The organism is Kitasatospora sp. MBT66 (assembly GCF_000710405.2).
GTDB lineage: Bacteria > Actinomycetota > Actinomycetes > Streptomycetales > Streptomycetaceae > Kitasatospora > Kitasatospora purpeofusca.
Genome location: NZ_JAIY01000005.1, coordinates 309,084 through 330,065 on the forward strand (window position 1 = coordinate 309,084; position 20,982 = coordinate 330,065).

The 20,982-nt window shown below is 71.9% G+C and carries 4 protein-coding genes; all 4 read left to right on the forward strand.

Annotation, left to right across the window (positions count from 1 at the left end):
- Positions 1-9: 9 nt before the first annotated feature.
- Positions 10-291 carry an acyl carrier protein gene (locus tag BI06_RS12380; protein ID WP_043467869.1) on the forward strand — a complete coding sequence of 94 codons (282 nt, stop codon included), beginning with the start codon at positions 10-12 and terminating at the stop codon, positions 289-291.
- 173 nt (positions 292-464) lie between these two features.
- Entirely contained in the window at positions 465-16,613 is a 16,149-nt protein-coding gene (locus BI06_RS55095; RefSeq protein WP_055731124.1) for a non-ribosomal peptide synthetase, read from the forward strand.
- 62 nt (positions 16,614-16,675) lie between these two features.
- Positions 16,676-16,819: a hypothetical protein gene (locus BI06_RS50625; protein ID WP_158516421.1), complete on the forward strand. Its 144-nt coding sequence runs from the start codon at positions 16,676-16,678 to the stop codon at positions 16,817-16,819.
- Positions 16,819-20,769 carry a non-ribosomal peptide synthetase gene (locus BI06_RS55100; protein ID WP_051740848.1) on the forward strand — a complete coding sequence of 1,317 codons (3,951 nt, stop codon included), beginning with the start codon at positions 16,819-16,821 and terminating at the stop codon, positions 20,767-20,769. The genes BI06_RS50625 and BI06_RS55100 overlap by 1 nt, the downstream gene beginning before the upstream one ends.
- Positions 20,770-20,982: the final 213 nt, after the last annotated feature.

The following is a 20,982-nucleotide window of genomic DNA, read 5'->3' on the forward strand; positions in this document are numbered from 1 at the left end:
GGGAGTCCGATGACTGATCGGGAGGTGGGTGTGCGGGTGTCGAGTGAGGACATCGAGGGGTGGTTGACGGAGCGGGTGTCCTACTACCTGGAGAGGCCGGTGGAGGAGATCGATCCGGGTGTCTCGCTCGCCGAGTACGGGTTGGAGTCGGTGTACGCCTTCGCGTTGTGCGGGGACATCGAGGACACCTTGGGTGTGACCGTGGAGCCGACCCTGGTGTGGGATGTCGACACGGTGGCGGCCCTGACCGTTCACCTGGCCGGCCTGGTGGCCGAACTGCCGTCGGCCTGACGGTCCTTCCGCGTTTTCGAGGCCCGCAGGGCCCTTGGTGCATGTGTGTTCGCCGGTGACGGGGTCCGACGGGGTCCTGGGCCGGTTCGGTTGGTTCGCGCGGTCCCGAGGCCGCGATTCAGCGTCCTGCCTCTGTTCTTCCAGAGTGCGTCGATCGATTGAGGGATACGAGAATGGGTGCCTCCGCACAGGGTCTGTGGGATCTGATGTCCGGCCAGCTGGGAGTCTGGTACGCGCAGCAGCTCGCGCCCGACAATCCGGCGTACAACATCGGTGACTGCACGGAGATCCACGGCGACCTCGACGCGGATCTCTTCGTGCGTGCCCTGCGCCGTACGGTGCAGGAGGCGGAGGCTCTCCGTCTGCGCCTGTGTGTGGAGGGCGGGACGCCGCGGCAGTTCCTGGGGGAGGCCGGGGAGATTCCGGTTCATGTCGCGGATCTGCGGGGCGAGGCCGATCCGCGTGCGGTGGCGCAGGAGTGGATCCAGGCCGATCTGGACACGCCGGTGGAGCTGGTGGGCGGGGCGCTGTCGGGGCATGCGTTCTTCGTGCTCGGGCCGGACCGCTTCCTGTGGTACCAGCGTGCTCACCACATTGTTCTCGACGGCAATGGTCTGTCGCAGTTCGCCGAGCGGCTGTCCCAGGTGTACGAGGTGCTTCGGGCGGGTGGGGATCCGGCCGAGGGTGCTCTGCGGTCGGTGTCGGAGCTGATCGAGACCGACGAGGTCTACCGGGATTCGCAGGAGCGCGACCGGGACCGGCGGTTCTGGCTGGAGGCGTTCTCGGACCACGAGGAGGAGCCGGCGTCCGAGGGGCCGATGGGGCGGCACCTCGCCGGCCGGCCGGTGACCCACCAGCAGGATCTCGGCGTCGACGCGACCGCTCGGCTGCGGGCTGCCGCGAAGCGGCTCCGGGTCAGCTTCGCCGGTCTGGTGATCGCCGCGTCGGCCGTCTACCAGCACCGGTCCACCGGGGCGCGGGACGTCGTGCTCGGAGTGTCGGCCAGCGGCCGCACGAGCATGCGCCAGGTGGGCATCCCCGGCATGACGTCGAACATCATGCCGATCAGGCTCAGGATCCGTCCGGGCATGTCCGTCGAGGAGCTCGCGCGGCAGACGCAGCGAGCGCTCCAGAGCGGTCTCGTTCACCAGCGCTACCAGTACCCGGACCTGCTCAGGGACCTGAAGCGGGTCGGCGGCACCCCGCTGTACGACATGATCGTCGACGTCATGGTGGCCGACCGCCGGATCGGGTTCGGCGACTGCGCGATCACCTGGACCGCCCTCTCCAGCGGGCCTGCCGAAGGCCTGAAGATCGACGTGTTCGGCAAGGCGGCCGGGAGCGGGCTGCACACCCTCATCGAGATGAACCGCGAGCACTACGACGCCGAAGCGGCGTCGGCGGTGAGCCGCCGGTTCCTGGCCGTGCTGGACTGGCTCGGCGGCGCCGCGGCCACCGCCTCGGTCGGCACCGTCGACCTGCTCGACCCGGCCGAGCGCCGGCTGGTGCTGGAGACCTGGAACGACACCGCGGTACCCGGCGAGGCCCTGCCGGTACCGCAGCGGTTCGCGGCCCAGGTGGCCGCGACGCCGCAGGCGACAGCCGTGGTGGCCGACGGCGCGGCGGTGAGCTACGCCGAACTGGACGCGCGGGCCAATCGGTTGGCGCACCACCTCCTCGCCCGGGGAGTCGGAGCGCAGTCGCTGGTGGCTCTGTGCCTGCCACGCGGCCCGCAGGCGATCGAGGCGATCCTGGCGGTGTGGAAGGCGGGGGCGGCGTACCTGCCGCTGGACCCGGCGTACCCGGCGCAGCGGCTCGGCCAACTGCTGGCCGACAGCGGGGCCGGGCACGTGCTGGGCGAAGCGGAGCTGATCGGGGAGCTGGCAGCCCGGGATGTGCGCACGATCGCCCTGGACGACCCGACGGTGCTGGCCGAGCTGATCGCACGACCCACCGATTCGCCGGAACTCGACGTCATGGCCGACCAGTTGGCCTATGTGATCTACACCTCCGGTTCGACCGGCGAGCCCAAGGGCGTGGCCGTCACGCACCGCGGGCTCGCGAACTACGTGGCCTCGGTGCCGGGACAGGTCGGCTTCGGCACGCCGGGCGGCAGGTACGCGCTGCTGCAGCCCACGGTGACGGACCTCGGCAACACCGTGGTGTTCGCGAGCCTGACGACCGGCGGTGAACTGCACGTCCTCCAGGAGGGCGCGGTGACCGATCCGTCGGCCGTGGCCCAGTACCTGGCGGAGAACCGCATCGACTTCGTGAAGGTGGTGCCCTCGCACCTGGCGGCGCTGGGCGCGGCAGCCGGCCTGGCCGCCCTGATGCCGGCCGGGGCGCTGGTGCTGGGCGGCGAGGCGGCGTCGCCGGCGCTGGTCGCCGGACTGCTCGAAGTGGCCGGTGACCGCGGTGTGTTCAACCACTACGGGCCCACCGAGACCACCATCGGCGTGGTGGCCGGCCGACTCGACCGGAAGCCGGTCGCCGCGGGCGTGGTGCCGCTCGGGGTGCCGGTGGCCAACACCCGTGCCTACGTGCTGGACGGGTCGCTGAGCCCCGTTCCGGTCGGTGCGGCGGGTGAGTTGTACGTGGCCGGTCCGCAGGTGGCGCGCGGGTACGTGGGGCGCGCGGGCCTGACCGCGCAGCGCTTCGTGGCCTGCCCGTTCGGCCCGGCCGGCGAGCGGATGTACGCGACCGGTGACCTGGTGCGGTGGACCACCGACGGTGGACTGGTGCACCTGGGCCGTACGGACGAGCAGGTGAAGGTGCGCGGCTTCCGGGTGGAACCGGGTGAGGTGCAGGCGGCCCTGGCCGCCCACGAGTCGGTGGCACAGGCCGCCGTCGTCGTCCGCGAGGACTTCCCCGGCGACAAGCGCCTGATCGCCTACATCGTTCCCACCGCCGCCGCGCGGACGGCCGACGCCGTGCGACTGAGCCAGCTCGTGCTCGTGTTCCTGGCCGAGCGGCTGCCGGGGTACCTGGTGCCCTCGGCGGTGCTGGTGCTGGACGCGCTGCCGTTGACGGCCAACGGCAAGCTGAACCGCGCGGCCCTGCCCGCTCCGGACTACCTGTCCTCCACCGCCGAGGCCGTCGGCCGCGGTCCGGCGACGGTGCACGAGGAGATCCTCTGCGGCGTGTTCGCACAGGTGCTGGGGGTGGAGAGGGTCGGCGTCGACGACGACTTCTTCGCCCTGGGAGGCCACTCGCTGCTGGCGATCCGGCTGATCAGCCGGATCCGGACGGTCCTGAACGTCGAGTTGCCGATCCAGGTGTTCTTCGAGCTGCCGTCGCCGGCCGGGGTCGCGGCCTGGCTGGCCGGATCGGCGGTCACCGAAGGGCGGGCGGCGCTGGTGCCGGCGGAGCGGCCGGAGCGGGTGCCGCTGTCGTTCGCGCAGCGCCGGCTGTGGTTCCTGGGGCAGCTGGAGGGTCCGAGCGTCACCTACAACGCCTCGGTGGCGCTGCGACTGAGCGGAGAGCTGGACCGGGAGGCCCTCGCGGCCGCGTTCACGGACGTGATCGGGCGGCACGAGGCGCTGCGCACGGTCCTGCCCGCGGTGGACGGTGAGCCGTACCAGCACGTCCTGCCGGTGGAGGCGTGCGGGTTCGAGCTCGCGGTGGTCGAGGTGGCGTCGCAGGAGCTGGACGGCGCGGTGGCCGAGGCCTCGGGCTACGCGTTCGACCTGTCGGCGGAGATCCCGCTGCGGGCGACGGTGTTCGCGCTGGCGCCGCAGGAGCATGTGCTGGTGGTGCTGGTGCACCACATCGCGGGTGACGGTTGGTCGACGGCGCCGATGCTGCGGGACGTGTCGGCGGCGTACGCGGCACGGCTGGGCGGTGCGGCGCCGGTGTGGGAGCCGTTGCCGGTGCAGTACGCGGACTACGCGTTGTGGCAGCGGGAGCTGCTCGGTGACGAGCAGGACCCGGACAGCGTGCTGTCCGGGCAGGTGGCGTACTGGCGGGAGGCGTTGGCGGGGGCACCGGAGGAGCTGGAGCTGCCGACCGATCGCCGGCGCCCGGCGGTCGCCTCGTACCGCGGGCACGAGGCGCAGCTGGACGCCCCGGCCGAGCTGCACGCTCGGGTGCTGGAGGTGGCGCGGGAGCGGGGGGTGACCCTCTTCATGGTGCTGCAGGCGGCGCTGGCGGTCACCCTGAACCGGCTCGGCGCGGGCGCCGACATTCCGATCGGGTCGCCGGTCGCCGGTCGCACCGACGAGGCGCTGAACGACCTGGTCGGGTTCTTCGTCAACACCCTGGTGGTGCGGACCGACCTGTCCGGCGATCCGACCTTCGACGAGGTGCTGGAGCGGGTCCGGGAGGCCAGTCTCGGGGCGTTCGCGCACCAGGACGTGCCGTTCGAGAAGCTGGTCGAGGAGCTGTCGCCGGCCCGGTCGATGGCACGCCACCCGCTGTTCCAGATCGTGCTCACCCTGCAGAACACGGGGACGGCGCAGCTGGAGCTGCCCGGTCTGCGCGCCGGACGGGTGTCGACCGGTCTGGTGCTCGGCAAGTTCGACCTGGACCTGAACCTGAGCGAGGCGTTCGACGCCGACGGTGCGCCGGCCGGCCTGCGGGCTGTGCTCCTGGCAGCGGCGGACCTGTTCGATGCGGAGACCGTGCGGCGGATCGCGGGTTGGCTGCTCCAGGTCCTGCAGACGGTGACGGCGGAGCCGGGAACGCGGCTGAGCGCCGTGGAGGTGATGGGCGCGGACGAGCGTCGCCTGCTCCTGGAGGAGTGGGACGGGACGGCGGCCGAGGTGGCCTCCTCGACGCTGCCGGGGCTGTTCGCGGCGCAGGTGGCGCGGACGCCGGACGCGGTGGCGTTGGTGTTCGAGGGTGTCGAGCTCTCGTACGCGGAGCTGGACGCGCGCGCCGACCGGTTGGCGCGGTTGCTGGTGGGGCGTGGTGTGGGTGCGGAGTCGGTGGTCGGGGTGTGTCTGGAGCGCGGCGTCGAGTCGGTGGTGGCGCTGCTGGCGGTGGTGAAGGCGGGTGGCGCGTATCTGCCGATCGATCCGGCGTATCCGGACGACCGGATCGGGTTCACGTTGGGCGATGCGGGTGCGCGTCTGGTGCTGACCGGTGCCGAGTCGGCGGGTCGCCTGGGTGGCTTCGGCGTGGAGGTGGTGGTGCTGGACGAGCCCGCCGTGGTGGGGGAGCCGGCGGCGCTGGACGGCGGCCCGGTGGAGTGTGCGGTGCTGCCGCAGCACCCGGCGTACGTGATCTACACGTCCGGGTCGACGGGTCGGCCCAAGGGTGTGGTGGTGTCGCACGGCAGCGTGACCGGCCTGTTCGCGCAGACCGGGCCGCTGTTCGGCGGGTTCGGGCCGGACGACGTGTGGTCGTGCTTCCATTCGTTCGCGTTCGACTTCTCGGTGTGGGAGCTGTGGGGTGCGCTGCTGCACGGGGGCCGGGTGGTGGTGGTCCCGTACGCGGTGTCGCGTTCGCCGCAGGAGTTCCTGGCGCTGATCGAGCGTGAGCGGGTGACGGTGCTGAGCCAGACCCCGTCGGCGTTCTACCAGCTGGCGGCCGTCGAGGCGGAGCGTCCCGGGGCGGTGGCGTCGCTGCGCGCGGTGGTGTTCGGTGGCGAGGCGCTGGATCCGGGCCGGCTGGGCGACTGGTGGGCGCGTCGTGGCGACGGCGGTCCGCGCCTGGTGAACATGTACGGCATCACCGAGACCACGGTGCATGTGACGTTCCGCGAGCTGTCCCCGGCCGAGGCCGGCGCGGGCAGTGTGATCGGGCGCGGCATCCCGGGCCTGGGTGTCTTCGTGCTGGACGAGTTCCTGCGGCCGGTTCCGGTGGGTGTGACGGGTGAGATGTATGTCGCGGGCGGGCAGTTGGCGCGGGGCTATCTGGGCCGTCCGGGGTTGACCGGGGAGCGGTTCGTGGCGTCGCCGTTCGGGGTTCCGGGTGGGCGGCTGTACCGCACGGGCGACCGGGCGAAGTGGTCGGGCGACGGCGAGTTGGTGTTCGCGGGTCGTGCGGACGAGCAGGTGAAGATCCGTGGTTTCCGGATCGAGCCGGGCGAGGTGCAGGCCGTGCTGGCCGCTCACCCGGGCCTGGAGCAGGTCGTGGTGCTGGTCCGCGAGGACGTGCCGGGCGACAAGCGCCTGGTCGCGTACGCGGTTCCGGCCGACGTCGACCCCGACGCGGACGAACTCATTGCCAGCCTGCGGGAGTTCGCGGGCGAGCGGCTGCCGGCCCACATGGTTCCGTCGGCGGTGGTGGTGCTGGATGTGCTGCCGCTGACGGTGAACGGCAAGGTGGACCGCAAGGCGCTGCCGGCGCCGGAGTATGCGGCGGGTGCGGGTCGGGCGCCGGCGACGGTGCAGGAGGAGCTGCTCTGCCAGGCGTTCGCGCAGATTCTGGGCCTGTCGGCGGTGGGCGTGGATGACGACTTCTTCGCGCTCGGTGGACACTCCTTGCTGGCGATGCGGCTCGTGAGCCGGATCCGTTCGGTGCTGGGTGTGGAGCTGGCGGTCCGGGAGCTGTTCGAGGCACCGACGCCGGCGGGTCTGGCGGGACGGCTCGGGCAGGCCGGTGAGGGCCGGTCGGCACTGCGAGCGGCGGAGCGGCCGGAGCGGGTGCGGTTGTCGTTCGCGCAGCGCCGTCTGTGGTTCCTCGGTGAGTTGGAGGGCGCGAGCGCGACCTACAACACTCCGATGGCCCTGCGCCTGTCCGGGGAGGTGGACCGGGAGGCCCTGGAGGAGGCGCTGCGGGATGTCATCGGGCGGCACGAGGTGCTGCGGACGGTGTTCCCGGCAGTCGACGGTGAGCCGTACCAGCGGGTTCTCGGTGTGGAGGAGTGCGGGTTCGAGCTCTCGGCGGTCGAGGTGGCGTCGGAGGGGCTGGACGACGCGGTGGCCGAGGCGGGCCGGTACGCGTTCGACTTCTCGTCCGAGATCCCTTTGCGGGCGACGCTGTTCGCGGTGAGTCCGGTCGAGCATGTGCTGGTGGTGCTGTCGCACCACATCGCCATGGACGGCTGGTCGACCGCTCCGCTGATGCGGGATCTGTCGGCGGCGTACGCGACGCGGTTGGGCGGCACGGCTCCGGTGTGGGAGCCGCTGCCGGTGCAGTACGCGGATTTCGCCCTGTGGCAGCGGGAGCTGCTGGGCGACGAGCGGGATCCGTCGAGTGTGCTGTCACGGCAGGTGGAGTACTGGCGCAAGGCGCTGGCGGGGGCGCCGGAGGAACTGCCGCTGCCGTTCGACCGGCCGCGTCCGACGGTTGCTTCGCACCGCGGCCACACCGCGGAGCTGGACGTTCCGGCCGAACTGCACGCACGTCTCGTGGAGTTGGCGCGTGAGCGTGGGGTGACCGTGTTCATGGTGCTGCAGGCGGCCGTTGCGGTGACGCTCGGCCGGCTGGGCGCGGGGGCCGACATCCCGATCGGGTCGGCGATCGCCGGGCGTACCGACGAGGCGCTGAACGACCTGGTCGGCTGCTTCGTCAACACGGTTGTCGTGCGGACGGACCTGTCGGGGGACCCGACGTTCGAGGAGGTTCTCGGGCGGGTGCGCGAGGCGGGGCTGAGCGCGCTGGAGAACCAGGATGTGCCGTTCGAGAAGCTGGTGGAGGAGCTGGCGCCGGCGCGTTCGCTGGCCTGGCACCCGCTGTTCCAGGTCGTCCTGACCCTTCAGAACACCGGCCTGGTCACGGACGGCGGTGTGCTGGACCTGCCCGGCCTGGCGGCGGAGCCGTTGTTGCTGGGTCGGGCGGCGGCGAAGTTCGACCTCGATGTGATCGTGGGTGAGGCGTTCGGTGCGCAGGGCGCGCCGGCGGGGATCCGGGGCATGCTGACCGCGGCGGCGGACCTGTTCGACGAGGGTGTCGCGGGTCGGGTCGCCGGCTCTCTGGTGCGGGTGCTGTCGGCGATGGCCGACGACCCGCGGGCCCGGGTCGACGCGGTGGATGTGCTCGGTGCGGACGAGCGTCGCCGGGTGCTGTCGGAGTGGAACGACACCAGTGCGGCCGGACCGGGCCTGATGGTTCCGCAGGCGTTCGAGGCGCAGGTGGCGCGGTCGCCGGAGGCGGTGGCCGTGGTGTCCGGTGGTGTGCCGGTGTCGTACGCGGAGCTGGACGCGCGGGCGAACCGCCTTGCCCACTATCTGGTCGGCCAGGGCGTGGGTCCGGAGTCGGTGGTGGGCCTGGCGTTGCCGCGCGGTGCGGAGATGATCGCGGGGATTCTGGCGGTCTGGAAGGCAGGGGCGGGATACCTGCCGGTGGACGTGTCCCAGCCGGCGGAGCGGGTCGCGTTCACGGTGAAGGACTCGCGGGCGCAGCTGGTGCTGACCACCGACGAGGTGCTGGAGGACCTGCCGTCGGTTGGTGTGCGTCTGGTGGCGGTGGACGGCACGCTGACGGCGATGCAGTTGGCGACGGCGCCGACCACCTCGCCCGGCGTGGCGGTGGATCCGCGGTCGCTGGCCTATGTGATCTACACGTCCGGGTCGACGGGCCGTCCCAAGGGCGTGGCCGTGACGCACGGGGGTCTGGCGAACTACGTCTCCTCGGTGCCGGCCCGGGTCGGTTTCGAGGGCGGTAGGTATGCGCTGCTGCAGGCGCAGGCGACCGACCTGGGGAACACGGTGCTGTTCGCGAGCCTGCTGTCGGGTGGTGAGCTGCACGTCCTGGACGAGGAGGCGGTCACCGATCCGCGTCTGGTCGCGGACTATCTGGCCGAGCACGCGATCGACTTCCTGAAGGTGGTCCCCTCGCACCTGGCGGCGCTGGGCGCGGTGGGCGGTCTGGAGCGGGTGCTGCCGGGCCGCTCGGTGGTGCTGGGCGGTGAGGCCGCCTCGCCGGCGTGGGTGGCGGAGCTGCTGGCGGCCGCCGGTGAGCGGGACGTGTTCAACCACTACGGTCCGACGGAGACCACGATCGGTGTGGCGACCACCCGTCTGACGCCGGGCGGGGTGGTGCCGGTGGGTTCGCCTGTGGCCAACACCCGCTTCTACGTGCTGGACGAGCGCCTCGCCCCGGTGCCGGTGGGTGTGGCGGGTGAGTTGTACGTGGCGGGTGCGCAGCTGGCGCGCGGCTATGTGCGCCGTCCCGGCCTGACCGCGGAGCGGTTCGTGGCTTGCCCGTTCGGCCGTGCCACAGGGGTCTCCCCGGCCGAGGGCGGGGGGAGGATGTACCGCACGGGTGACCGCGCGAAGTGGTCGGACGACGGCGAGATCGTGTTCCTGGGCCGTGCGGACGACCAGGTGAAGATCCGTGGTTTCCGGATCGAGCCGGGCGAGGTGGCCGGTGCCCTGACGGCTCACCCGCTGATCGCCCGGGCGGCCGTGATCGCCCGCGAGGACACCCCGGGGGACAAGCGCCTGGTCGCCTACGTGGTCGCGGACGACCCGGAGGACGTGGACGACACGCTCGCGGACGGCGTGCGGACCTTCGTCGCCGCCCGGCTGCCGGAGCACATGGTGCCCTCCGCCGTGGTGGTGCTGGACGCCCTGCCGCTGACGGGCAACGGGAAGCTGGACCGCGGGGCGCTGCCCTCGCCGGACTTCGCGTCGGCGGGCGGGGTGTCGAGCCGTGGGCCGGTGTCGGTGCAGGAGGAGATCCTGTGCCGGGCGTTCGCCGAGGTCCTCGGACTGGAGAGCGTCGGCGTCGACGACGACTTCTTCGCGCTGGGCGGTCATTCGCTGTTGGCGGTGTCGCTGGTGGAGCTGTTGCGGGCGCGTGGGGTCTCGGTGTCGGTGAAGGCGCTGTTCCAGACGTCGACCCCGGCGGGCCTGGCGGTCGAGGCGGGTGCGGAGCAGGTGGTCGTGCCGGCGAACCTCATTCCCGAGGACGCCACGGAGATCACCCCGGAGATGCTGCCGCTGGTGGAGCTGACCGAGGCCGAGCTCGAGTCGATCGTGGCGAAGGTGCCCGGTGGCGCCGCGAACGTCGCGGACGTCTACCCGCTGGCCCCGCTCCAGGAGGGCATCCTCTTCCACCACCTGATGAAGGCCGGGCGTGAGGGTGAGCGGGATGTGTACGCCGGGCCGACGGTGCTCGGGTTCGACTCCCGCAGCCGGCTGGACTCGTTCCTGGACGCGCTGCAGCGGGTGATCGACCGGCACGACGTGTACCGCACGGCGATCGTGTGGGAGGGCCTGCGCGAGCCGGTCCAGGTCGTGGCCCGGAACGCCGAACTGCCGGTCCGGGAGGTCGTGCTGGACCCGCAGGGTGCGGACGCGGCGGAGCAGTTGATGTCCATCGGCGGTGCCCGGATGGAACTGGACCGCGCCCCGCTGATGGACGTGCACATCGCCGCCGAACCGAAGGGCGACGGCTGGCTGGCCCTGCTGCGCGTCCACCACCTGGTGCGGGACGACACGACGACGGACGCGCTGCTGGGGGAGGTGCGCGCCTTCCTGACCGGGCGGGGCGAGTCGCTGTCCAAGGGGCTGCCGTTCCGCGACTTCGTCGTCCAGGCCCGCCTCGGTGTGCCGCGCGAGGAGCACGAGCGGTACTTCGCCGGGCTGCTGGGCGACGTCACCGAGACCACCGCCCCGTTCGGCCTGCTGGACGTTCACGGGGACGGCACGACCGCGGTGTCGGTGCGTTCCTCGGTGGAGGCCGATCTCACGCTTCGACTGCGGGCAGTCGCGCGCCGGACGGCCGTGAGTCCGGCGACGGTGTTCCACCTGGCGTGGGCGCGGGTGCTGGCCGCGGTGAGCGGCCGTGAGGACGTGGTGTTCGGCACGGTGCTGTTCGGCCGGATGAACGCCGGAGCGGGGGCCGACCGGCTCCAGGGTCCGTGCCTCAACACGCTCCCGGTGCGGGTGCGGGTCGGTGCCTCCGCCGTGGGCGAGGCGCTGGCCGGGATGCGGGAGCAGTTGGCCGAGCTGCTGGTGCACGAGCACGCGCCGCTGGTGCTCGCGCAGCAGGCGAGCGGGGTGGCGGGCGGCAGCCCGCTGTTCACCGCCCTCTTCAACTACCGCAACGGCCGCGGTGCGACGGAGCTCGGCACGGGTCTGGGTGCCGGCCTGGAGGAGGTGCGGATCCTCGCCGCCGAAGGGCGCACCAACTACCCGCTGGTCGCGAATGTCGACGACGACGGGAACGGGTTCAGCCTGACCATCGACGCGGTGGCGCCGGCCGATGCGGAGCAGGTGGGCACGATGCTGCACAGCTGCCTCCTCCAGCTCGTGACCGCGTTGGAGGAGGATCCGCAGTCGCGGTTCGCGGCGCTCGACGTGCTGGGTGCGGATGAGCGCCGACTGGTGGTGGAGAAGTGGAACGACACGGCCCTCGAGGTGGCGCCGTCGACGTTGCCGGGGCTGTTCGCGGCGCAGGTGGCGCGGACGCCGGATGCGGTGGCGCTGGTCTTCGAGGGTGTCGAGCTGTCGTACGCGGAGCTGGACGCGCGGGCGAACCGGCTGGCGCGGTTGCTGATCGGGCGCGGTGTGGGCCCGGAGTCGGTGGTCGCGGTCGTGATGGAGCGCGGCGTGGAGCTGATGGTGTCGCTGCTGGCGGTGCTGAAGGCCGGTGGCGCGTATCTGCCGGTGGATCCGGAGTATCCGGCCGGTCGTATCGAGGCCGTCCTCGCCGATGCCGGGCCGGTGTGCGTGCTCAGCACCACCGCCCTGACCGAGGTGGTGCCGGACGGCGCGGCCCTGGTCGCGGTGGACGATCCCGCGGTGGTCGCGGAGTCGGCGGATCTGTCGGTGCAGGCTCCCGCGGTGCGGGTGCTGCCTGCGCATCCGGCGTATGTGATCTTCACGTCGGGCTCCACCGGGCGTCCGAAGGGCGTTGCGGTGCCGCACGAGGGGATCGTGAACCGGCTCGCCTGGATGCAGGAGATCCCGGGCGCGGCCATCGGTGCCGGGGACCGGGTGCTGCAGAAGACGCCGTTCGGGTTCGACGTCAGCGTGTGGGAGTTCTTCTGGCCGTTGGTGCAGGGCGCGGCGCTGGTGCTCGCCCGTCCGGGTGGGCACCGGGAGCCCGGCTATCTCGTCGAGCTGATCCGGGGCGAGAACATCACGGTGACGCACTTCGTGCCGTCGATGCTGGAGGCGTTCCTGCGTGAGCCGGCGGCTGCCGACTGCACCGGACTGCGGGCGGTGTTCTGCAGTGGTGAGGCGCTGCCGGCGCCGTTGCGGGACCGGTTCCTCGAACTGCTGGCGGGTGTGCCGCTGTTCAACCTGTACGGACCGACGGAGGCGTCCGTCGACGTGACCGCGGCGCGCTGTGCCGTCAGCGACGGTGCGGTGGCGCCGATCGGTGGGCCGGTGGCCAATACCCGGGTGTATGTGCTGGACGGTTCGCTGTCCCCGGTGCCGGTGGGTGTCGAGGGTGAGTTGTACCTGGCGGGTGTGCAGTTGGCGCGCGGGTACGCGGGGCGTGCCGGTCTGACGGCGGAGCGGTTCGTCGCCTGCCCGTTCGGCAGCGGCACGGGGGTCTCCCCGGCCGAGGGCGGCGGGAGGATGTACCGCACGGGTGACCGGGTCCGCTGGAACGCCGATGGCCGGCTGGAGTATCTGGGCCGTGCGGACGAGCAGGTGAAGATCCGCGGCTTCCGGATCGAGCCCGGCGAGGTGCAGGCCGTCCTGGCCGCCCACCCTGCCGTGGCCCAGGTCGCGGTTGTCGCTCGCAAGGACGTCCCGGGCGACATCCGCCTGGTGGCGTACGCCGTTCCGGCCGGCTCGGACACGTCGGCGGACGAACTCGGCTCCCTGTTGCGCGAGTTCGCGGGCGAGCGGTTGCCGGCCTACATGGTTCCGTCGGCCGTCGTGCTGCTGGACGCGCTGCCGGTGACGGTCAACGGCAAGCTGGACCGCAAGGCCCTGCCCGTTCCGCAGCACACGACGGGTGCGGGCCGTGCGCCGGTCGGCGTGCGGGAGGAGATCCTCTGCGAGGCGTTCGCCGAGGTCCTCGGACTGCCGGCGGTCGGGGTCGACGACGACTTCTTCACGCTGGGCGGCCATTCGCTGCTGGCGGTGGCCCTGGTGGAACGTCTGCGGGTGCGGGGTGTGTCCGTGGCGGTGCGGGCGCTCTTCGAGACGCCGACGGTGGCCGGGCTGGCGGCCGCGCAGGCCTCCGAGGGGGTCGTGGTGCCTGCGAACGCCATTCCCGCCGACGCTCGGGAGATCACGCCGGGGATGCTGCCGCTGGTGGAGCTGACCGGGGCGGAGATCGAGCGGGTCGTGGCCGCGGTCGAGGGCGGTGCGGCCAATGTGGCCGACGTCTACCCGCTGGCCCCGCTGCAGGAGGGCATGCTCTTCCACCACCTGATGGCGGACCGGGGCACCGAGGCGGATGTCTACATGCGGCCGTCGGTGTTGGGCTTCGACTCGCGGGAGCGCGTGGACGCGTTCCTGGACGCGCTGCGGGAGGTGATCGACCGGCACGACGTCTACCGCACGGCGTTCGTGTGGGAGGGGCTGCGCGAGCCGGTGCAGGTGGTGTCGCGCCGGGTGGAGCTGCCGGTCCAGGAGGTCGTGCTGGACCCGCAGGGCCCGGACCCGGTGGAGCAGTTGGTGGCCGTCGGCGGGTCCTGGATGGACCTGTCCCGGGCGCCCCTGATGACGGTCCACATCGCGGCGGAGCCGGGTGGTGACCGCTGGCTGGCACTGCTGCGGACCCACCACCTGGTGCAGGACCACACCTCGGTGGACGTGCTGCTCGGGGAGCTCCGGGCGTTCATGTCCGGTCGGGGCGACACCTTGCCGGCGCCGCTGCCGTTCCGCGACTTCGTGGCGCAGGCCCGCCTGGGTACGCCGCGCGAGGAGCACGAGCGGTACTTCACCGAGCTGCTCGGGGACGTCACCGAGACGACGGCGCCCTTCGGTGTGCTGGACGCGTACGGCGACGGCACTACCACCCGCCAGGCACGCCTCACGGTGGACGACGAACTGGCCCACCGGCTCCGTGAGTCGGCGCGGCGCAAGGGCGTCAGTGCGGCCACCCTCTTCCACCTGGCGTGGGCGCGGGTGCTGGGTGCGGTCAGCGGCCGTGACGACGTGGTGTTCGGCACGGTGCTGTTCGGCCGGATGAACTCCGGGGCCGGCGCCGATCGGGTGCCGGGCCTGTTCCTCAACACGCTCCCGGTGCGCGTGCGCTCGGACGGGCAGAGTGTGGGCGGGGCGCTGTCCGGGATGCGGCACCAGTTGGCGGGGCTGCTGGTGCACGAGCACGCGCCGCTGTCGCTGGCTCAGCAGGCGAGCGGATTGACGGGCGGCAGCCCGCTGTTCACCTCGATCTTCAACTACCGGCACAATCAGGCCGGCGCGCGGAACTTCGACTCCGGTTTCGACGGCGTCGGCGTGCTCTCCACACGGGACCTGACCAACTACCCCCTGAGCATTGCCGTCGACGACGATCAGAGGAGGTTCGGCCTGACCGTCGACGCGGTGGCTGCGATCGACCCGCAGCAGGTGGCGTCGCTGTTGCACACCTGCCTGGGCAACCTGGTCGCGGCCCTGGAGGACGCCCCGGAGCGGACGCGGCTGGGACAGGTCGGCGTCCTCGGCGAGGCGGAGCGGGAGCAACTGCTGACCGGCTGGAACGACACGGGCGTTGTTGCTCCTGTGCTGTCGGTGGCGGAGGTGTTCGCGGCGCAGGTGGCCCGGACGCCGGACGCGGTGGCGGTGGTCTGCGGGGACGTGGAGCTGTCGTACGCGGAGCTGGATGTGCGGGCCGGCGCGTTGGCGGGTGTGCTGCGGGACCACGGCGTCCGCGCGGAGTCGCTGGTGGGTGTGGTGATGGAGCGCTCGGTCGAGCTGTTCGTGGCGCTGCTGGCGGTGGTCAAGGCCGGCGGTGCGTATGTGCCGGTGGATGTGGACTACCCGTCGGAGCGGATCGCGTTCGTGCTCCAGGACGCGGCGCCGGTGTGTGTGCTGACCACGCGGGACACTGCCTCGCGGGTGCCAGGGTCGGTGGAAGCGCCGGTGCTGCTGGTCGACGGTGGGCAGGTGCCGGCCGGGTCCGCTCCGGTCGGCGAGGTCGCGGTGGGTTCGGAGTGCCCGGTGTATGTGATGTACACCTCGGGTTCGACGGGTGTGCCCAAGGGCGTGGTGGCCACGCAGCGGGATCTGGTGGAGCTGGCGTCGGCCTCGCACTGGGGTGTGGGGTCGGGGGACCGAGTGCTGTTCCAGGCCCCGCATGCCTTCGACGCCTCCTCGTACGAGGTGTGGGTGGCGTTGCTGTCCGGCGCGACGGTGGTGGTGGCGCCGACGGGTCCGGTGGATGCGAAGGTGCTGCGGTCGCTGCTGGTCGACTTCGCGGTGTCGCACGTGCATGTGACGGCAGGTCTGTTCCGGGTGGTCGCGGAGCAGGATCCGCAGTGCTTCGCAGGTGTGCGCGAGGTGTTGACGGGTGGTGACGTGGTGCCGGTGGGTGCGGTGCGCCGGGTGCTGGAGGCCAGTGCCGGTGTGGTGGTGCGGCATCTGTACGGGCCGACGGAGGTGACGCTGTGCGCCACGCAGCACGAGGTGGGTTCGCCGGAGGCGCTGGGTGAGGTGCTGCCGATCGGCGGGCCTCTGGACGGTACCCGGGTGTACGTGCTGGACGAGTACCTGCAGCCCGCACCGGTCGGTGTGGCCGGTGAACTGTACGTGGCGGGCGCGGGGTTGGCCCGCGGCTACCTGAACCGCCCGGGCCTGACGGGTGAGCGGTTCGTCGCGGACCCGTTCGGCGCGGCGGGCGGGCGGTTGTACCGTACGGGCGACCGTGTGAAGTGGTCGGCGGACGGTCGGCTGGTGTTCGCGGGCCGTGCGGACGATCAGGTGAAGATCCGCGGTTTCCGGGTCGAGCCGGCCGAGGTGGAGTCGGTGGTGGCCGCGCATCGACTGGTGGCGCAGGCCGCGGTGATCGCGCGTGAGGACGCGCCGGGTGACAAGCGCCTGGTCGCGTACGTCGTCGGGGACGGCGAGAGCGCCGAACTGGCGACCACGGTGCGTGAGTTCGTGGCCGGGAGGCTGCCGTCCTACATGGTTCCGTCGGCGGTGGTGGTGCTGGAGGAGCTGCCGCTGACCGCGAACGGAAAGCTGGACCGCAAGGCCCTGCCCGCCCCCGAGTACGCCGCCGGCGCGGGCCGGGCACCGGCCACGGAGCAGGAGGAACTGCTGTGCCAGGCCTTCGCGCGGGTCCTGGGACTCGACCGGGTCGGCGTGGAGGACGACTTCTTCGCTCTGGGCGGACACTCCCTGCTGGCTACCCGGCTGGTCAGTGAGGTGCGGGAGTCGCTGCGGGCCGAACTGCCGATCCGGGCGGTGTTCGAGGCACGGACGCCGGAAAGGCTCGCCGACTGGCTCGCCGGTCAGACCGAGACCCGGAGCACGGCCCGGCCCGCTCTGCGGCCGATGCGCAAGCAGGAGGACCACTGATGATTCCGTTGTCGTCCGCGCGGCGTCGGCCGTGGTTCCCGGGGCAGTCGGAGGGTCCGAGCGTGACCCGCGACATTCCGGCGGCGCTGCGGCCGACCGGGGACGTGGACCGGGAGGCCCTCACCGGCCGGCCCGCCAGTCAGATCAAGACCCAGAGCATTGCTAGGCCCACTCTGCGGCCGATGCGTAAGCAGGAGGACTACTGATGATTCCGTTGTCGTTTGCGCAGCGTCGGCTGTGGTTCCTGAGCCAGCTGGAGGGTCCGAGCGCGACCTACAACATTCCGATGGCGCTGCGGCTGACCGGGGACGTGGACCGGGAGGCCCTCGCCGAGGCGTTGCGGGACGTGGTGGGGCGGCACGAGGTGCTGCGCACCGTCTTCCTGGCCGAGAACGGGGAGCCGTACCAGCATGTCCTCAAGGTCGAGGACAGCGGGTTCGAGCTCGCGGTCGAGGCGGTCTCCCAGGAGTCGCTGTCCGGCGCCGTGAGCGCGGCGCTCGCGTACGCGTTCGACCTCTCCGCCGAAATCCCGGTGCGGGCAACGCTGTTCGCGGTCGGCCAGGACGACCATGTGTTGGTGGTGGTGGTTCACCACATCGCCGGGGACGGCTGGTCGACGGCGCCGTTGGCGCGGGACCTGTCGGTGGCGTACGCGGCACGGTCCGCGGGTCGGGTGCCGGAGTGGGAGCCGCTGCCGGTGCAGTACGCGGACTACGTGCTGTGGCAGCAGGAGCTGCTCGGCGACGAGCAGGACCCGGACAGCGTGCTCTCCCAGCAGCTGGCGTACTGGCGCAGGACGCTGGCCGGAGCGCCGGCCGAGCTGGAGCTGCCGACCGATCGGCCGCGTCCCGCCTCGGCCGGTCATCAGGGTCATGCGGTGGCGGTGGAGCTGTCGGCCGACGTGCACGAGCGTCTGGTGAAGGTGACCAGGGAGCGGGGGCTGACCCTGTTCATGGTGGTGCAGGCCGCGCTGGCCGTCACGCTCAACCGGTTGGGTGCGGGGAACGACATCCCGATCGGGGCGGCGATCGCCGGGCGCACCGAGAAGGCTCTGGAGGACCTGGTCGGGTTCTTCGTGAACACGCTGGTCATGCGCACGGACCTGTCCGGCGACCCGACGATGGCCGAGGTGCTCGATCGGGTACGGGAAGCGGGACTTGGCGCCTTCGCGCACCAGGACGTGCCGTTCGAGCGGGTGGTGGAGGAGTTGGCGCCGGTCCGTTCGTTGGCCAGGCACCCGCTGTTCCAGGTCATGCTCACGGTCCAGAACACGGCGTCGGCGGCGCTGGATCTGGCCGGGACGGGCTCGCTGTCCTCGGCTCCGGCGTCGTCACCGGGTGGGTCGGCGGCGAAGTTCGACCTGGAGGTGAGTGTTGGTGAGGTTTTCGACGAGTGGGGGAGGCCGGCGGGTGTTCGGGGGAGGTTGGTCGCGGCTGCGGATCTGTTCGATGCGGGGACGGTGGAGCGGTTCGCGGGTTGGTTGGTGCGGGTCGTGGAGGCGGTTGTCGCCGATCCGTTGACGCGGTTGTCGGCGGTGGATCTGCTGGGTGCGGATGAGCGTCGGCGGGTTGTGGAGGAGTGGAACGACACGGCGGTCGAGGTGGTGTCGTCGACGTTGCCGGGGTTGTTCGCGGAGCAGGTGGCGCGGACGCCGGATGCGGTGGCGGTGGTGTCCGGGGGTGTTGAGCTGTCGTACCGGGAGTTGGACGCGCGTGCCGATGCGGTGGCGCGCCGGCTGGTCGGGCTGGGTGTGGGTGCCGAGTGCGGTGTCGCGGTGCTGATGGAGCGGTCGGCGGAGTTGGTGGTGGCGTTGCTGGCGGTGGTGAAGGCGGGGGGCTTCTACGTTCCGTTGGACGCCCGGTATCCGCTGGCGCACCGTCGGACGATCGTCGGTGAGACGGGCGCATCGGTGGTGCTCACCGATGCGGGGCTGCGGGACCAGGCGGCCGACCTGGGCCTGACGGTGCTGGAGGTCGTGCCGGACCCGCAGGCCCCGGACCCGGTGGAGCCGGTGGCGGTTTCCGTTGGTGTGGAGGGTTTGGCCTATGTGATGTACACGTCGGGGTCGACGGGTCGGGCGAAGGGTGTGGCGGTGACGCATGCCGATGTGGCGGCGTTGGCGTTGGACGGGCGGTTCGCGGGTGGGGGGTTCGAGCGGGTGCTGCTGCATTCGCCGTACTCGTTCGACGCGTCGACGATGGAGCTGTGGGTGCCGTTGTTGACGGGGCGGCAGGTGGTGGTGATGCCGGCCGGTGATGTCACGGCGGTTTCGCTGGCCGGGGTGGTCTCCTCGTTCGGGGTGACGGCGTTGTGGTTGACGGCGGGGTTGTTCGCCCTGGTGGTGGAGGAGGATCCGGGGTGCCTGGCCGGGGTGCGTGAGGTGTGGGCCGGTGGTGATGTGCTGTCGCCGGTGGCGGTGGGCCGGGTGCGGGCGGCGTGCCCGGGCATTGTGGTGGTGAACGGGTACGGGCCGACGGAGGCGACCACGTTCGTGGCCACGCACACCGCGGTGGACGGCGAGGGTGCGCTGCCGATCGGGCGTCCGCTCGACAACATGCGTGCCTACGTGCTGGACGAGTTCCTGCGGCCGGTTCCGGTGGGTGTGGCGGGCGAGTTGTACGTGGCGGGTGCGGGGCTGGCGCGCGGGTACGTGGCGCGTCCGGGTCTGACGGGTGAGCGGTTCGTCGCGGATCCGTTCGGGCCGGCGGGTGGTCGGTTGTACCGCACCGGGGACCTGGCGAAGTGGTCGGGCGACGGTGAGTTGGTGTTCGCGGGTCGTGCGGACGAGCAGGTGAAGATCCGTGGTTTCCGGATCGAGCCGGGTGAGGTGCAGGCCGTGCTGGCCGCTCACCCGGGCCTGGAGCAGGTCGTGGTGCTGGTCCGCGAGGACGTGCCGGGCGACAAGCGCCTGGTCGCGTACGCGGTTCCGGCCGAGGTCGACACCGACGCGGACGAACTCATGACCAGTGTGCGGGAGTTCGCGGGCGAGCGGCTGCCGCAGTACATGGTTCCCTCGGCGGTGGTGCTGCTGGATGTGCTGCCGCTGACCGTGAACGGCAAGGTGGACCGCAAGGCGCTGCCCGCACCGCAGTTTGCCGTGAGTGCGAACGCCCCGCACGGCGCCGGCTCGATCAGTGCCTTCGAACAGACCGTGTGCGAGGCGTTCGCGAAGGTGCTGAGGTTGGAGAGTGTCGGGCTCGACGACGACTTCTTCGCCCTGGGCGGGCACTCGCTGCTGGCGGTGTCGCTGGTGGAGGAGCTGCGGTCGCGCGGTCTGTCGGTGTCGGTGCGCGACCTGGTCACCAACCCGACCGTGGCGGGACTGCTCGGCACGCTGTCCCTGTCGTCGGTCAAGGACGCGCTCGGCGGCATGCTCTCCATCCGGCCGAGCGGCAGCAAGCCGCCGTTCTTCCTCGTGCACCCCGGAAGCGGGTTGAGCTGGTGCTACCTGCCGCTGGCCCGGCACATTCCGCAGGAGTACCCGCTCTACGGGCTGCAGGCCGACGGGCTCGACGGCACGAGCGGACTCGCACCCCGCGCTGTGGACATGGCCGCGGCGTACATCGAGCAGATTCGTTCCGTGCAGCCGAGCGGCCCCTACCATCTGGTGGGCTATTCCTTCGGCGGGACGGTGGCGCACGAGATGGCGGTGCAGCTCCAGGCCGCGGGTGAGCAGGTGGCCGCGCTGGTCATTCTGGACACCTTCCCGGTGGAGCAGGACGCGGATACCGCCGCGGCCGGCGAGGCATCCCGCAACGCCGGGGAGGCGGACCGGTCCGACGGCCCGGCGGGCTCGTCGACGTCCGACGAGAACGACGGGCTCGTCCGGAAACTCCGGGATCTCCGGGCGGATGTGGGCCGTGTCCTCGGCGGGGTCTCGGACGAGGAGCTGATCCGCATCATGCACGTCTTCGACAACAACACGAAGCTGCAGGCGGAGCACCGGACCGCTCGGTTCGGCGGGGACGCCCTGGTGGTGGTCGCGGAGGAGGGCAAGGCGACCGATGTGCCGTGGGTGCAGCGGTGGGAGCCGTACATCTCCGGGGAGATCACCGAGGTGCGCCTTCCCTGCACGCACCACGACATGGTGCGGCCTCACACGCTGGGCCAGGTGTGGGCCGCCGTCGAGGGGTGGCTGGGCTCGGACCGGTCGTAGCGGTCTCCCACGGGCGCAGCGGTAGGAACGTCGTAGGCGAAGAGGAGGGCCGTCACCCGCACCGCGGGTGGCGGCCCTGCCGTTTCCCCGTTCCGTCCGCCGTCCTCACCGACAGGTGGCCGGTCACGGCCGGCGCGAAGCGAAGCGAAACGAGCTGATCCACCGGAGAGCGGGATGCCGGGAAACCGGCCCGTCCCGTTGGGGAAGGGGTCG

Bases quoted from the DNA above. Each gene is read 5' to 3' on its own strand.
- BI06_RS12380 (WP_043467869.1), top strand. From the start codon at position 10: ATGACTGATCGGGAGGTGGGTGTGCGGGTGTCGAGTGAGGACATCGAG.
- BI06_RS55095 (WP_055731124.1), top strand. From the start codon at position 465: ATGGGTGCCTCCGCACAGGGTCTGTGGGATCTGATGTCCGGCCAGCTG.
- BI06_RS55100 (WP_051740848.1), top strand. From the start codon at position 16,819: ATGATTCCGTTGTCGTTTGCGCAGCGTCGGCTGTGGTTCCTGAGCCAG.